This window comes from Dietzia sp. B44 (assembly GCF_014145245.1).
GTDB lineage: Bacteria > Actinomycetota > Actinomycetes > Mycobacteriales > Mycobacteriaceae > Dietzia > Dietzia natronolimnaea.
Genome location: NZ_JAALEF010000078.1, coordinates 1 through 14,952, shown reverse-complemented (window position 1 = coordinate 14,952; position 14,952 = coordinate 1). Strand labels below are relative to the sequence as shown.

Sequence of the window (14,952 nt, the reverse complement as noted above, 5' to 3'; positions counted from 1 at the left end):
GGCATCGGTCGCCGCGGCGGACGCCGTGAGACGTCAGGCCGAGGACGAGGCCCGCGAGACGGTCGACCGCGCCGCGGCCGAGGCTGCATCGCTGGTCTCGACGGCGCGTCGACACACCGAGGAACTGCGGTCGGTCCGAGAGCGCGTCCTGGCCGATCTGGCGGCGATCCGTGCCAGGCTGGAGCCCATTCCCGGCCGCCCGGACGACGATGCGGTCATGCCCGCCGACCCGGGGCTCGTCGACCCACGGCTCAGCTCCAACGACGGGTGAGACCCCGGCTGCCCCTCCCGGACCAGCATCCGCTGTGCCAGTGGCGGCGCTCGTCGTCGCCCCCCGGCCTGTCCGGCCACGCCACCACGTGTGGGGTCCCGGCGGGGACCACCTGGTCGCATCCCGGGCAACGGTAGTCCTTACCGGCGCGCGATCCGGGGACGCGCCGGACGTGGTAGTCATCCGGGTCACCCGACGGGCCGGATTCGAGCGCACCGCCACCCGGCCCCTCCCGCCGGGGCGCCGGACGGCCCGTCCCCGCGCGTCTGTGACGTCTCGGCACCCGGTCCCCGCCCTCAGAACAGCCGCAGGTCCGTCGACTCGATCCCACGGAGAGAGTCGTAGTCGAGGGTCACGCACCGGATGCCGCGGTCCTCGGCGAGGGTCCGGGCCTGCGGCTTGATCACCTGGGCGGCGAACACCCCGCTGACCGGAGACAACAGCGGGTCGCGATTGAGCAGTTCCAGATACCGCGTGAGTTGCTCCACGCCGTCGATCTCGCCTCGACGCTTGATCTCGACCGCCACGGTGACGCCGTCGGCGTCCCGCCCCAGGATGTCGACCGGACCGATCGCGGTCATGTACTCGCGGCGGATCAGGCTGTATCCCGGCCCCAGGGTCTCGATGTGTTCGGCCAGCAACTCCTGGAGATGAGCCTCGACACCGTCCTTCACCAGCCCGGGGTCCACACCGAGCTCGTGCCGGGAGTCGTGGTGGACCTCGGAGAGCGTGATCCGGAGCTGTTCGCCGGCCTTGTTCTCGACAACCCAGAGTTGGTGTCCGGGGTCATCCGGGTGCTCCTGCTCGACCAACGAACAGGGTGGCGTCATCCAGTTGAGCGGCTTGTACGCGCGGTCGTCGGCGTGCACGCTGACGGACCCGTCCGCCTTGACCAGCAGCAGCCTGGGTGCCATGGGCAGGTGGGCCGTCAGACGGCCGACGTAGTCGACCTGACAGGTGGCGACGACGAGACGCACGGTTCCTCCTGGAATCGGGATGTGCCGGACGGCCCTCAGGGCCCTGTAGGGCTGTCAGCGCCGACGGCGGGCCGGAGAGCGGACCTGATCGGTCGAGCAGGCCTCCACCCACGCCAGCAGTGCGGTCAGCTCGGCGGGCCCCACGCAGATCTCGCCCTCCCTGATCCCACCCCTGCGATCGTGGCCGGAGAAGGACACGATGAGCTCCCCCGACTCGGCGACGTCGAGTTCGTGCCCCGTCGGCTGACGACGGGGACCCAACTCGAGGCTTCTGCGGTCGAGACGGACGTCAGCCCCGAACCTCACGCTCAACAACCGGTAGAACGCCAGGTCGGTGTCGGAGTAGCGGACGGCTCCGTGACGCCACGCGTCTCCCCCGTCCCGTTTGACCAGGACCGAGGTGGAGTCCCTGCGCACGACCACCAGTCGATAGACGACGGCCGCGACCACCGGGGCGAGGACGAGCAGCACGACGACACCGAGAATGATCCCGGTGATCGCCATCTGCTCAACCCCTTCCGGTGGCCGCGGCCGTCAGGTCACGGGCGGACCGTTCCGTACTGCTAGGCGCCGGCCTTCTCGACCGCGCGGAGCCGACCGCGTGCGGCTGCGGCAGCCGCCTGGTCGTCGCCTGCCTCGGACAGCGCGCGCTCGGCCTCGCCGCGGTCGATGGACTCCGACCACTCCGCGGTCTCGCCGAGGATGCTGACCTTGTTCGCCGTCACGGAGAGGAACCCGCCCTGCACCGCGGCGACCTTCTTGCCCTCGTCCGTGTAGACCGTCACGGTGCCACCGGCGTCCAGCTCGCCGAGCAGCGGCTCGTGCCCGGACTGGATTCCGATCTCGCCCTCGGTGGTCTTGGCGACCACCATGGTGGCGGTACCGGACCAGAAACGACGCTCGACCGTGACGAACTCGACCTCGATGTCAGCCATGGTCAGCGGTCACTTCCCCGAGAGCTTCTTGGCGGCCGCCTCGACGTCGTCCAGACCGCCGATACCGTTGAACGCCTGCTCCGGGAGGTGGTCCAGCTCGCCCTTGCACAGCTTGTCGAAGGCCTCGATGGTGTCCGACAGCGGGACGACCGAGCCGACCTGGCCGGTGAACTTCTCGGCGACCAGGAAGTTCTGGCCGAGGAAGCGCTCGAGGCGACGGGCACGCTGAACGGTGACCTTGTCCTCCTCGGAGAGCTCGTCCATACCGAGGATGGCGATGATGTCCTGCAGCTCCTTGTACTTCTGCAGGATCTGGATGACCTGCTGCGCCACCCGGTAGTGCTCCTCCCCGACGATGCCCGGCTCGAGAATCCGGGAGGTCGAGGTGAGCGGGTCCACCGCGGGGTAGATGCCCTTCGACGCGATCGAGCGGGACAGCTCCGTGGTGGCGTCGAGGTGCGCGAACGTGGTGGCCGGCGCCGGGTCGGTGTAGTCGTCGGCGGGGACGTAGATCGCCTGGAGCGAGGTGATGGATCGACCCCGCGTCGAGGTGATCCGCTCCTGCAGCATGCCCATCTCGTCCGCGAGGGTCGGCTGGTAACCGACGGCGGACGGCATGCGACCGAGAAGGGTCGAGACCTCGGAACCCGCCTGCGTGAAGCGGAAGATATTGTCCACGAACAGCAGGACGTCCTGGCCCTGCACGTCACGGAAGTACTCGGCCATGGTCAGAGCCGAGAGCGCGACGCGCATACGCGTCCCCGGCGGCTCGTCCATCTGGCCGAACACCAGGGCGGTGTCCTGGAGGACGCCCATCTCCTCCATCTCGAGGAACAGGTCCGTGCCCTCACGGGTGCGCTCGCCGACGCCGGCGAACACCGACGTACCGGAGAACTCGCGGGCGATACGGGTGATCATCTCCTGGATCAGCACGGTCTTGCCGACACCGGCACCACCGAAGAGGCCGATCTTGCCACCCTTGACATACGGGGTGAGGAGGTCGATGACCTTCACACCGGTCTCGAGGATCTCGGTCTTGCCCTCGAGCTGGTCGAAGGCGGGCGGCTCGCGGTGGATACCCCACTGCTCGCCGTCCCGGCCGGTGCCGGGGGCGTCGAGGCAGTCGCCGAGGGCGTTGAAGACGTGGCCCTTGACGACGTCGCCGACGGGCACCGAGATCGGCTTGCCCGAGTCGACGACCTCCGCGCCGCGGACGAGTCCGTCGGTGGACTGCATGGAGATGCAGCGCACCATGTTGTCGCCGAGGTGCTGGGCGACCTCGAAGGTGACCGTCTTGGCGACGGCCTCGAGGGTGATCTCGGTGGTGAGTGCGTTGAAGAGGGCCGGGAGGGCGCCACGCGGGAATTCCACGTCGACGACCGCACCCAGGACGCGGGCGACCCGACCGGTGAGACCGGCCGTGCCCGTCGTGCTCTGATCGGTAACAGCTGTGGTCATTGCTTAGTCACTTCCTGCGCTAGCGGCGAGCGCACCAGCGCCACCGACAATCTCGCTGATTTCCTGGGTGATCTGTGCCTGGCGGGCCTGGTTGGCCTCGCGGCTCAGGCCTTCCACCAGTTCGGTCGCGTTGTCCGTCGCCGACTTCATTGCCGTGCGGCGTGCCGCAGACTCCGACGCCGCCGACTCGAGCAGCGACGCGAACGCCCTCGTCGACATGTACCTCGGGAGGAGGTTGTCGAGCAGAGTGTCCGCATCGGGCTCGAAGGTGACCTCCGGCTTGAACTCCGTCTCCGGCGAATCCATGTAGTCCTCGCCCAGATCCAGCTCCTCGATCTCGACGCGGGTCTCGATCGGGGCCAGTCGCCGCGCACGCGGGGTCTGCGTGAGCATCGACTTGAACTGGGTGTAGACGATGTGGACCTCGTCGACGCCCTTGCGGGTGGTGTCCCCGGGATAGTCGCTCCCGAGGAACTCCGTCGCGTCGAACGTCTCCTCGCCGCCGGCCGCGAAGGCGGCGGACAGGAGCTGGAAGGCCGGACGGGCCTCCTGGTAGTCGGGCTTCTGGGAGTGTCCCTGCCACGAACCGGCGAGTTCCACCTCGCGGAACGTGTAGTACACGATGCCCTTGTTGCCCAGCACGTAGATGTCGACCTCGCGGCCGGCGTCCTCGAGGAACGCGATGAGCTCGGCGGCCTCCTTGAGGACGTTGTGGTTGTAGCCACCACACATCCCGCGGTCCGAGGTCACCACGAGCACGGCGGAACGCCTGGCGTCCTCCGGCTCGTTGAGCATCCGGTGCTGGACCGACGACGCACTGGCGAGGTCGGTCAGGATGGCGGTGATCTGATCGGCGAACGGCTGGGCCGCCGCGACCCTCGCCTGGGCCTTGGAGATCTGCGAGGTGGCGATCAGCTCCTGGGCCTTGGTGATCTTCTTGGTCGAGTTGACCGACTTGATCCGGTCGCGCAGTTCACGCATATTCGCCATTGCGTCAGATCACTCTCCTCTCGGCCTTGAATCGGATGGCTGTCATCGCAGGCCTCAGGCCTTCTTCTTCTTGGTGACCGTCAGCGTCTCACGGTCGATCTCGTCCTCCGAGAGCGCCTCGGCCTCGGGCTCGTTGACCACCCGCGAACCGTCGGAGGCGACGAAGCCCTCCTTGAACTCGTTGGTCTTGGCCTCGAGCGTCGCCTTGGACTCGTCGGAGAGCGCCGCCCCGCCGTCGATCTGGCTGTAGACGTCGGCAGCGGAGTGCCGCAGGCTCTCGAGCAGCTCGCCCTCGAACCGACGGACGTCCTCGACGGGCACGGTGTCGTAGAAGCCCTCGCCGGCGAGGTAGATCGAGACGATCTGGTCCTCCACGGCGACCGGCGAGTTCTGGTCCTGCTTGAGGATCTCCACCAGACGCTGCCCGCGCTCGAGCTGGGCCTTGGACGCCGCGTCCAGGTCGGAGGCGAAGGTCGCGAAGGACTCGAGGTCGCGGTACGCGGCCAGATCGAGACGCAGCGAACCGGAGACCTTCTTCATGCCCTTGGTCTGGGCGGCGCCGCCGACTCGCGAAACGGAGATACCGACGTTGACCGCCGGGCGCACACCGCGGTTGAACAGATCGGACTCGAGGAAGACCTGGCCGTCGGTGATGGAGATGACGTTGGTCGGGATGAACGCCGAGACGTCGTTGGCCTTGGTCTCGATGATCGGCAGGCCGGTCAGGGAGCCGCCGCCCATCTCGTCGGAGAGCTTGGCACAGCGCTCGAGCAGCCGGGAGTGCAGGTAGAAGACGTCACCCGGGTAGGCCTCACGACCCGGCGGGCGGCGCAGCAGCAGCGAGATCGCACGGTAGGCGTCGGCCTGCTTGGACAGGTCGTCGAACACGACCAGGACGTGGGCGCCCTCGTACATCCAGTGCTGACCGATGGCCGAGCCGGTGAACGGCGCGAGCCACTTGAAGCCGGCCGAGTCGGAGGCCGGGGCCGCCACGATGGTGGTGTACTCCATCGCGCCGTGCTCCTCGAGCGTCGCCTTGACGCCCGCGATGGTGGAGCCCTTCTGCCCGATGGCGACGTAGATGCACCGGAGCTGCTTGCTCTTGTCGCCGGACTCCCAGTTGGCCTTCTGGTTGAGGATGGCGTCGATGCAGACCGCGGTCTTGCCGGTCTTGCGGTCACCGATGATCAGCTGGCGCTGGCCGCGGCCGATCGGCGTCATGGCGTCGATGGCCTTGATGCCGGTCTGCATCGGCTCCTCGACGGGCTGACGCTCGAGCACGGACGGTGCCTGCAGCTCGAGGGCGCGGGTACCGGCCGACTCGATGTCGCCGAGGCCGTCGATGGGCTTGCCGAGCGGGTTGACGACGCGGCCGAGGAAGCCGTCGCCGACGGGGACGGAGAGGACGTTCCCGGTGCGGCGCACCTCCTGGCCCTGGGCGATCTCGTCGAAGTTACCGAGGATGACCGCACCGATCTCGCGGTCCTCGAGGTTCAGTGCGACACCGAGGATCCCGCCGGGGAACTCCAGCAGCTCGTTGGCCATCGCCGAAGGGAGTCCGCTGATGTGCGCGATGCCGTCACCGGTGTCGACGACGACGCCGACCTCCTCCTTCGTCGCGTCGGTCGAAACGGTCGAGGTGTAATTCGCAATCGCGCTGCGGATCTCTTCGGAGGAGATCGTCAACTCCGCCATGTCATTCCTGCTCTCAAAGTCGGGATGTGCTTTATGGGTGTGTACCTGAGCCGCCACCGCTGGAACACGGCCGAGTCGCAGCTCGTCTTGTGCCGGACCAGCTGGTCAGCGAAGGGAACGACGCATCGCGTCGAGCCGTCCTGCCACGCTACCGTCGATGATCTCGTCGCCGACGCGGACGACCACGCCGCCCAGAAGTGCCTGATCGACGTCGTTGTGGATGGCGATCTCCCGCCCGTACAGCGTGGCCAGGCGCGCCCTGAGATCATCCGACTGCTGCTCGGTCAACGGCTCGGCGCTGGTCACCACCGCCACGGAGCGCCCGCGCAACTCCGCGGCCTGGGTCGAGATCTCCATGATGTCGTCCGCGGGCATGCCGGACGGGCGGTCCACGGCCTGCGAGGCGAGGGCCTCGGTCACCGCGGTGACCTTGCCGTACAGGACCTCCGCGAGAAGCCCCCGCTTGGCTCCCGCCTCCGCGGTCCGGTCAGCGAGGAGCTGCTCGAACTGGGGATCTCCGGCGACGATGCGGCCGAGCCTGAACAACTCGTCCTCGACGGCCTGGAGCTGTCCCTGCTGGTCCGCCGATCGCAGGAGCGCCTCCCGGCCGAGCCGGATCAGGCCCTCCCGCAACTCCCGCGGGTTGGACCAGTCACGGGACACCGCAGCGAGGAGCAGATCGAGGGTGGTCTGGTCGACCTTCCACCCGAACACCCCACGGACCAGGTCCTGTCGGGCCTCCACCGGGGCCGCGGTGTCGGCCACGGAGACCCGGAGGGCGCGGTTGTCCTCGAGGACGCGCACGACCTCGAAGAGTTCCTGGCCCACCTTCGCGCCGGTCGCTCCCCCGGACGGGTTCGCCGCCAGGGTCTGCTCCAGTTCGCTCCGGGTCTGGTCGAGCGCTTCGCGACTCGCTGCGTGCATCGGCTCCACTTCCCTTAGTTCTTGCCCGCGCCGGGGACCCGGTCGAGGTCTGCCAGAAAGCGGTCGATGGTGCCCGAACGCCGGACCGGATCCGACAGCTGCTCACCCATGAGTCGCTCCGCGAGATCCACCGACTGACGCCCCAGGTCACTGCGGAGCTCCGCGATGATCTGCTGGCGCTGCGCGGCGAGTTGCTGGTTGCCGGCGGCGACGATGCGGTCGCTCTCCGCCTGCGCCTCGGTCTTCATGTCCGCGAGGATCTGCTGACCCTGGGCACGCGCGTCGTCGCGGATCTTGGCCGCTTCGCTGCGCGCCTCGGCGAGCTGGGCCTTGTACTTGGCCAGCTCCTCCTTCGCCTCGGCCTGGGTCTGCTCGGCACGACGCAGACCGCCTTCGATGCGCTCGGAACGCTCGTCGAGAACCTGCTGGAACTTCGGGAGGATGAACTTCCAGAAGAGCCACAGGATGACTGCGAGCGGGATGAGCGACCAGACGATGTCATACAGCGGAGGAATCAGCGGGTTGGGGCTGTCCTCCAGGGGGAGTGATTCTCCACCCTCGGCCGCCAAGATGGCGATGACGTTGTTCATGGTGCGTCCCTACGAGGTCGGTGGTCGTCGATCAGAACAGGAAGCCGGCGACGATACCGATCAGGGCGAGCGCCTCGGTGAAGGCGATGCCGAGGAACATCGTGGTACGGAGGGTGCCGGCCATCTCGGGCTGACGTGCCATTCCCTCGACGGTCTTGCCGACGAGGATGCCGATGCCGATACCGGGGCCGATGGCGGCGAGGCCGTAGCCGATCGCGCCGTAGCCCCTCACGGTCGACTCGGTGGCCTGGGCGAGAGTGACGATGTCCATGGGGTTTCCCTTTCAGATGGCCGGCGCGGGCTTTCCCGCTCCGGTCGGACGTGAATTGTCGGGTTGACGGGTGGTCGTGTCAGGCCTGACGGCCCGGGTTCTAGTGGCTCTCCGCGTGGAGCGCGAGGTCGATGTACACCGAGACCAGCAGCGCGAAGATGTACGCCTGGAGGAACAGCACCAACAGCTTGAACAGCGTGAAGGCGACCGACAGCAGGGAGGTGCCCACCGCCAGCAGCGTCCAGCCGTTGAACTGCCAGAAGAAGAAGTTCGTGGCGCTGAACAGCAGGACGATGATCAGGTGCCCCGCCAACATGTTGGCCATGAGACGGATGGTCAGCGTGGCCGGGCGGAGGATGAACGTCGACACCAATTCGATCGGGACGACCAGAATGTGCAGAGCCGGAGGAAGCCCCGGGATCACCACGCTCGCCTTGATGAACTTCGCGAACCCGTATCTCTTGGAACCGGCGTAGATGAAGGTCAGGTAGCCCAGCAGCGCGAGCATCAGCGGGAAGCCGATCCTGGCGTTCGGCGAGATGTTGAGTCCCGGGATGATCGTGGGCAGGTTCATCGCGAACACCGCGAAGAAGATCGTCGCGATGATCGGCAGGAAACGGCGTCCCTGCTCCTTCCCCAGGATCTCCTCCGCGATATGGACCCGGACGAAGTCCAGGCAGATCTCGGCGAAGTTCTGGACCCCGCGGGGGACCAACCTGGGGTTCCGCATGGCGAGCATGAAGAAGCCCAGGAGGACCACGGTCATGAGCAGACGGATGATCATGAGCCGGTCCAGCACGAACGCGTCACCGGCGAATCCGGTCAGCCACTGATCGGCAGGGAAGAACTCGTAGTCAATGTTCGGGGGGTGAAACTCGCCCTTGAAGGCCAGAAGCGTGGTACTCAGTGTGTTCTCCCCTGGTCGTGTTGGGCGACGTACGCCCGAGCGCGTTCGGTACGAGTGGCCCGGTGTTCGCGGCCGAGTTGGGATTCCGCGCGACCGCCTCGGGCCGTGGTGCAGCCCGGTGACGTGCTCGTCTCACCGCAGATGAGGATAACACCCTGGTCTCGGGCCGGTGTCACAGGGGGACCCGTCAGCCGGCATCGGGTTCCACGTACGGAGCCCGGGTCTTGAGGACCGCCCACGTCTCCCCCGCCAGGACCACGATCAGAGCGGCGATGACGGTCACGGCGAAGGCGGGCCGCGAGTAGAAGTCGAATCGGGAGAGCGCCGCCACGACCCCCATGGCGGCGAGGAGTTTGACCAGCCAGGTCCCCAGGACGACGGCCGCGGTCGTCTGGGGCGCCGAGTGGGCCGTGGCGATGACCACGATCGCAGTGGTGAGCACGAACGCGCCGCCCACCGCGGCGCCCATCAGCGCACCCCACAGCCCGGGGGTCCCGTCGACGGCGGTCCATGCCGCCGCGCTGATCACGGTGAGCACGACGAGCGCCACCGCGCCGAGCCGCACCGCCTTGCGGAGGCCGGCTGTGTGTGGGCTTTCGGCGGGCTGCGCGGGTGTCGCGGGGATGTCCGTCATGGCGAGCAGCCTAGCGGGGACCGATCGGCCCGTTCGTGTCGCGCTCACCCCTCGAACTCCTCAGGCGCGGGACCAGGGTGGCGGCGAGGACCGCGATGAGTCCGGCGGCCGCGAGCGGGACGATCACCTCGGTGGGGAGCATCGTCGCCCCGACCGCACCGAACGCGATGAGGGAGACCCATGCGTAGATGACCAGAGCGACCCGCCGATGGGAGTGACCGAGGTCGAGCAGGCGGTGATGCAGGTGCATCTTGTCGGGGGCGAACGGACTGCGGCCGGCGCCGACCCGGCGGATCACCGCCAGGACGAGGTCGAGCATCGGAACGAACATGGCGGCCGCGACCACGATCATCGGCGAGAGCAGGACGATCATCTCCTGCGGCCCGTACAGGCTCTGTGAGATCTTCCCGGACGCGCTGGTGGAGGCCGCGGCGAGGACGAGGCCGATCAGCATCGAACCCGAATCGCCCATGAAGATCCGGGCGGGTTGGAAGTTGTGGGGCAGGAAACCCAGCAACGCCCCGGCCAGGACCGCGGTGACGAGTGCCGGGGGGTACGCCCCGACGGTGCCGCCCTGGTCGAGCATGATCCCGACGGAGAACACACAGATCGCCATGGCCGCGATGGCGCCGAGCCCGGCGGCGAGGCCGTCCAGGCCGTCGACGAAGTTCATCGCGTTGACGATCGTCAGGGTGAAGACCACCGTGAGCAACCCCGCCTGGAGTTGGTCCAGGACGAGGATGTTGCCGTCCCCGAACGGGATGTACACCAACGTCCACGAGACGCCCATGGCCACCAGGACGCCGGCCGCTGCCGCCTGACCGGCGAGCTTGGTCACCGCTCCGAGACCGAGGATGTCGTCGACGATCCCCACCAGCACGATCACCCCGCCCGCGATGATCGTCGCCTCCACGTCCGGGGCGAACGGCGGGAACGCCCGGTTGAGAGCCGGGAGCTGCGCGGCCAGGTAGACCGCGACCAGCATCCCGGTGAAGATGCCGACCCCGCCGAGGCGGGGCGTCGGCACGACGTGCACGTCCCGGTCGCGGGGATAGGCCAGGCCCCCGATCGCCGGCGCCACTCCCCTGACCAGACCCGTGACGACGAAGGTGACCAGGCCGGCCGTCACCGCGATGAGCAGGAGCTCGCGGAACGGCACCCCTATTCCCACGGTCAGACCACCCGGTCAGCCACGCAGGGCCGCGGGGTCGGTCCCCAGGACCTCCCCGACACGCTCCGCGCTCACGGCCCCCTCCCGGACGATCCGGGGGGCGGGTCCGGTGAGGTCGACGATCGTCGAGGGCTCCCCCACCGCGCAGGGGCCGCCGTCCAGGTAGACCGCGACCGAGTCGCCGAGTTGGTCACGCGCCTGCGCGACCGTCGTGGCCGGGGGTTGACCTGAGACGTTGGCGCTGGAGACGGCGAGGGGGCCGACCTCCCGCAGGAGCTCTATCGCGACCGGGTGCAGCGGCATCCGGAGCATCACGGTGCCCTGGGTGTGCCCGAGATTCCAGTTCAGTGACGGCGCCTGGTGCACGATCAGGCTCAGACCTCCGGGCCAGAAGGCGCGGATGAGGTCGCGCGCGGTCGCCGAAGTACTCACGACCAGGCCGTCGATGGTCTCCCAGGATCCCACCAGGACGGGGACGGGCATGTCCGGGCCGCGACGCTTGGCCGAGAGCAGGAGGGTGACGGCGTCCGGGTCGAAGGCGTCGGCGGCGATGCCGTAGAGCGTGTCCGTGGGGGTCACGACGAGCCGACCGGCACGTAGTGCGCCGGCCGCGGAACTGAGGCCGACCTCCCGACCGGTGTCCTCGGTGCAGTCGTAGGTGATGGTCACCGGGTGATCCCCTTCCGGGCTCTCGGGTCGACCTCGTCGTCGTCGTGATGATCGCCGCCTGGACGGTCGAGTCTCGTCGCGGTGACGAAGCGCGGGCGTCCGGCGAGGTCGGTGTGCTGCTCCACGGTACCGAAGCATCCCTGTGCCCAGACCACCGCCGCGACCTCGGCGCCGGTCGTGTCGTCGTGCTCCACCGCCAGGTGCCCACCCGGCACCAGGAGGCCGGCCGCGACGCCGACGAGCGGCGTGATGACGGCGAGGCCGTCATCTCCCCCGAACAGTGCGGTCGACGGCTCGTGCCCGAGCACGTCCACCGGGAGCTCGTCGGACCGTGGGATGTACGGCGGGTTGGACACCACCGCGTCGACCCTGCCCGACAGGCCCGCCAGGACGTCGGGGTCCGTGGCGTCACCCGCGTGGACCACCACCGGGGTGTCCCCCGCCGCAACCCGCTCGGCGGCGTTGCGCCGGAGCCACCCGAGCGCGCTCTCGTGAAGTTCGACTGCGTGGACCTGCGCGTCGGGCCTGGCGTGGGCGATCTCGAGGGCCAGCGTGCCGCTACCGGCGCAGAGGTCCACGACGACCGGGCCCGGTCCGACGCCCGGAGGCCGGAGGGCGGACAGCGTGTCCTCGACGAGCAGTTCCGTCTCCGGCCTGGGGATGAAGACCCCCGGGCCCACCGCGAGGTCGAGTCGCCCCGACACGGCCCGGCCGAGCAGGTACTGGAGCGGGGTCCGGTCGCGGGTGCGGGCGGCGACTATCCGTCCGACCTCGGCGACCCCGGCCGCGCCCACCCCCTCGACAAGTGGGAGCGCGGAGCGTCCGACACCCAGGACGTGTGCGCAGATCAACTGCGCCTCCACGAGTGCGGAGTCGATGCCGGCCGCCTGTAGCTCGCGCGCCGCCGACCTCACGACCCCGGTCGCCGGCACGGGGCGGGGGTCCACGGCCTACGCGTCTTCCATACGTCTGCGACGGTCCTCGGCGGCCAGGGCGTCCAGGACCGCGTCGAGGTCACCGTCGAGCACGGCGTCGAGATTGTGCGCCTTGAACCCGACCCGGTGATCCGCGATGCGGTTCTCCGGGAAGTTGTAGGTGCGGATCCGCTCCGACCGGTCGACGGTACGGACCTGGGTGGACCTGCCCTCGGAGGCCTCGGCGCTCGCGGCCTCCTCGGCCGCCGCCTGGAGCCGGGCGGCGAGGACCTCGAGTGCGCGCTGCTTGTTCTGCAGCTGACTGCGTTCGTTCTGACACGTGACGACAGTTCCGGTGGGCAGGTGCGTGATCCGCACCGCCGAGTCGGTGGTGTTGACACCCTGCCCGCCCTTGCCGGACGAGCGGTAGACGTCGATCCGCAGATCCGACTCGTCGATCTCGACCGGCCCCACGTCCTCGGGCTCCGGGAACACCAGCACGCCGGCGGCCGACGTGTGGACCCGGCCCTGCGACTCGGTGACCGGTACCCGCTGGACGCGGTGCACCCCGCCCTCGAACTTCAGTCGCGACCACACGCCCTCGCGGGAGGGGTGCCGGGACCGGATGGAGAACGAGGCGTCCTTGTAGCCGCCCAGGTCGGACTCGGTCACCCCGAGGACCTCGACGACCCACCCGTGCTTCTCGGCGTACCGCGTGTACATGCGGGCCAGGTCCGCCGCGAACAGGGCCGACTCCTCCCCTCCCTCGCCGGACTTGATCTCCATGAGCACGTCGTCCGCGTCATGGGGGTCCCGCGGTGCCAACAGGTCGGCCAGGCGCGACTCCAGGCGCGTGGCCTCGGTCGCCAACCGCTCGGCCTCCTCGGCGAACGACGAGTCGTCACCGGCCAGTTCACGCGCGGCGGACAGATCGCCCCGGGTCGACTCCAGCGCGCGGTAGCACTGCACCACGGGGGTCAGCTCGGCGAATCGCTTGCCCACCCTGCGCGCGGCCACCGGGTCCTCGTGGAGCGCCGGGTCCGACAGCTGCGCCTCGAGGCCCCCGTACTCGGAGAGGACGTCGTCGACCGAGGACGGCGATCGTCCCGGGGCCTCTGTCACTCCTCGTCCTGCGGCAGTGTCGGGGTCGTCTTGGCCACCTGCAACAGGAACTCGTAGTTGGTGTTGGTCTTGCGCAGTTGCGACATCAGGAGGTCGATGGCCTGGTGCGAGTCGAGGCCCGACAGCACGCGCCGCAGCTTGTGCATGACACCGGCCTCCTCGGGCGTCATCAGAAGCTCTTCCTTGCGCGTGCCCGAGGGGCCCACGTCGACCGCCGGGAACACGCGCCGCTCGGCGATGCGCCGGTCCAGTTTGAGCTCGGCGTTGCCGGTGCCCTTGAACTCCTCGAAGATCACCGTGTCGCCGGCGGACCCGGTCTCGACCATCGCCGTGGAGATGATGGTCAGGGACCCACCGTTCTCGATGTTGCGCGCCGCCCCCAGGAACCGCTTGGGCGGATAGAGCGCCGTGGAGTCGACACCACCGGACAGGATGCGCCCCGACGCGGGCGACGAGTTGTTGTAGGCGCGGCCCAGCCGGGTGATCGAGTCGAGGAGGACCACGACGTCCTGCCCCATCTCCACCAGCCGCTTGGCCCGCTCGATCGCGAGTTCGGCGACCTGGGTGTGATCCGACGGCGGACGGTCGAAGGTCGAGGCGATGACCTCACCCTTGACCGACCGCTGCATGTCGGTCACCTCCTCCGGTCGCTCGTCGACGAGCACGACCATGAGGTGGCATTCGGGGTTGTTGACCGCGATCGAGTTGGCGATGTTCTGCAGGATCGTGGTCTTGCCCGCCTTGGGCGGGGAGACGATCAGCGCTCGCTGCCCCTTGCCGATGGGCATGATCAGGTCGATCACGCGGGTAGAGAGGATGTTCTTCTCTGTCTCGAGGCGCAGACGCTGGTTGGGGTAGAGCGGCGTGAGCTTGCCGAACTCCGGACGGTTGCGGGCATCCTCGAGGGGCCCTCCGTTGACCGAGTCGATCCTGACCAGCGGGTTGAACTTCGCCCGGTTCTTGCCACCCTGATTGCCGCCACGACCGCCACCCTGCCCGCTGCCGGGCCCGTCGTTCTGGGTGTCGCTCTGGCCGTCCCGCGGCATCTTGACCGCGCCGGTGATCGCGTCGCCACGACGCAGGCCGTGCTTGCGGATCATGTTCATCGAGACGTAGACGTCGTTCGAACCCGCGAGGTAACCGGAGGTGCGGACGAACGCGTAGTTGTCCAACACGTCGAGGATCCCGGCGACCGGCTGGAGGACGTCGTCGTCCCGCACCTCGGTCTCGCCCTCCGACGGACGGCCACCGCCACCACCGCGGTTGCGCTCACGCCGGCGACGGCTTCGACGACCGCGGCCGCTCCCGTCGTCGTCATCACGGTTCTGACCGTCGCCGCGCGGGCCGTTGTCCCCGCCCTGCTGGTCACGACCGCGGCCGCGCCCGCCCTGCTGGTCACGGTTCTGCTGGCCCTGCTGATCGCG

General features: G+C 68.8%; 17 protein-coding genes and 1 pseudogene. 1 reads left to right on the top strand and 17 read right to left on the bottom strand.

What is annotated here, in order from left to right; translation table 11 throughout:
• Positions 1-271, top strand: a pseudogene (locus G6017_RS03310) (hypothetical protein); the annotation flags it as partial.
• On the opposite strand, the gene G6017_RS16680 reads toward G6017_RS03310, so the two are convergent.
• The 17 genes from G6017_RS16680 to rho all read right to left on the bottom strand — a co-directional run.
• Positions 252-554, bottom strand: a complete 303-nt coding sequence (locus G6017_RS16680; protein ID WP_259843874.1) for an Rv1322 family protein — start codon at positions 552-554, stop codon at positions 252-254. The pseudogene G6017_RS03310 and the gene G6017_RS16680 sit on opposite strands and share 20 nt — an antisense overlap.
• 13 nt (positions 555-567) lie before the next feature.
• A complete protein-coding gene (gene nucS, locus G6017_RS03305) occupies positions 568-1,248 on the bottom strand; it encodes an endonuclease NucS (RefSeq protein ID WP_179525549.1) in 681 nt (226 codons plus the stop codon).
• Between the two features lie 54 nt (positions 1,249-1,302).
• The gene (locus G6017_RS03300) at positions 1,303-1,752 is read right to left on the bottom strand and encodes a DUF2550 family protein (RefSeq protein WP_182609675.1); all 450 of its coding nucleotides are present in this window, start codon (positions 1,750-1,752) and stop codon (positions 1,303-1,305) included.
• Between the two features lie 59 nt (positions 1,753-1,811).
• Positions 1,812-2,183, bottom strand: a complete 372-nt coding sequence (locus tag G6017_RS03295; RefSeq protein ID WP_179525551.1) for a F0F1 ATP synthase subunit epsilon — start codon at positions 2,181-2,183, stop codon at positions 1,812-1,814.
• Positions 2,184-2,192: 9 nt separating this feature from the next.
• Positions 2,193-3,641: a F0F1 ATP synthase subunit beta gene (gene atpD / locus G6017_RS03290; RefSeq protein WP_107747342.1), complete on the bottom strand. Its 1,449-nt coding sequence runs from the start codon at positions 3,639-3,641 to the stop codon at positions 2,193-2,195.
• Between the two features lie 3 nt (positions 3,642-3,644).
• Positions 3,645-4,631: a F0F1 ATP synthase subunit gamma gene (locus G6017_RS03285; RefSeq protein ID WP_107747341.1), complete on the bottom strand. Its 987-nt coding sequence runs from the start codon at positions 4,629-4,631 to the stop codon at positions 3,645-3,647.
• Between the two features lie 54 nt (positions 4,632-4,685).
• On the bottom strand, positions 4,686-6,326 hold the full coding sequence (atpA, locus tag G6017_RS03280) for a F0F1 ATP synthase subunit alpha (RefSeq protein ID WP_179525552.1): 1,641 nt from the start codon (positions 6,324-6,326) through the stop codon (positions 4,686-4,688).
• 105 nt (positions 6,327-6,431) lie between these two features.
• Complete coding sequence (locus G6017_RS03275; RefSeq protein WP_179525553.1) at positions 6,432-7,250, bottom strand: F0F1 ATP synthase subunit delta; 819 nt, start codon at positions 7,248-7,250, stop codon at positions 6,432-6,434.
• A 14-nt stretch (positions 7,251-7,264) separates the two neighbouring features.
• Positions 7,265-7,840, bottom strand: coding sequence for a F0F1 ATP synthase subunit B (locus G6017_RS03270; protein WP_179525554.1), 576 nt, complete (start codon positions 7,838-7,840; stop codon positions 7,265-7,267).
• A gap of 31 nt (positions 7,841-7,871) precedes the next feature.
• Positions 7,872-8,111 (bottom strand): ATP synthase F0 subunit C, encoded by a 240-nt coding sequence (locus G6017_RS03265; protein WP_182609679.1) that lies wholly within the window; start codon positions 8,109-8,111, stop codon positions 7,872-7,874.
• 100 nt (positions 8,112-8,211) lie between these two features.
• Positions 8,212-9,003 carry a F0F1 ATP synthase subunit A gene (gene atpB, locus G6017_RS03260; protein ID WP_179526265.1) on the bottom strand — a complete coding sequence of 264 codons (792 nt, stop codon included), beginning with the start codon at positions 9,001-9,003 and terminating at the stop codon, positions 8,212-8,214.
• A 202-nt stretch (positions 9,004-9,205) separates the two neighbouring features.
• Positions 9,206-9,652, bottom strand: a complete 447-nt coding sequence (locus G6017_RS03255; RefSeq protein WP_179525555.1) for a Cg1360 family ATP-synthase-associated protein — start codon at positions 9,650-9,652, stop codon at positions 9,206-9,208.
• 10 nt (positions 9,653-9,662) lie between these two features.
• Positions 9,663-10,823, bottom strand: a complete 1,161-nt coding sequence (locus tag G6017_RS03250; RefSeq protein WP_179525556.1) for an MraY family glycosyltransferase — start codon at positions 10,821-10,823, stop codon at positions 9,663-9,665.
• 15 nt (positions 10,824-10,838) lie between these two features.
• On the bottom strand, positions 10,839-11,492 hold the full coding sequence (locus tag G6017_RS03245) for an L-threonylcarbamoyladenylate synthase (RefSeq protein WP_179525557.1): 654 nt from the start codon (positions 11,490-11,492) through the stop codon (positions 10,839-10,841).
• Entirely contained in the window at positions 11,489-12,439 is a 951-nt protein-coding gene (locus tag G6017_RS03240; protein ID WP_347237937.1) for a N5-glutamine methyltransferase family protein, read from the bottom strand. Before G6017_RS03240 ends, G6017_RS03245 begins: the two co-directional genes overlap by 4 nt.
• Positions 12,440-12,442: 3 nt before the next feature.
• On the bottom strand, positions 12,443-13,528 hold the full coding sequence (prfA, locus tag G6017_RS03235) for a peptide chain release factor 1 (RefSeq protein ID WP_182610722.1): 1,086 nt from the start codon (positions 13,526-13,528) through the stop codon (positions 12,443-12,445).
• A partial coding sequence (gene rho, locus G6017_RS03230; protein WP_182615936.1) for a transcription termination factor Rho occupies positions 13,525-14,952 on the bottom strand: 1,428 nt, incomplete at its 5' end. The genes rho and prfA, both read right to left, overlap by 4 nt.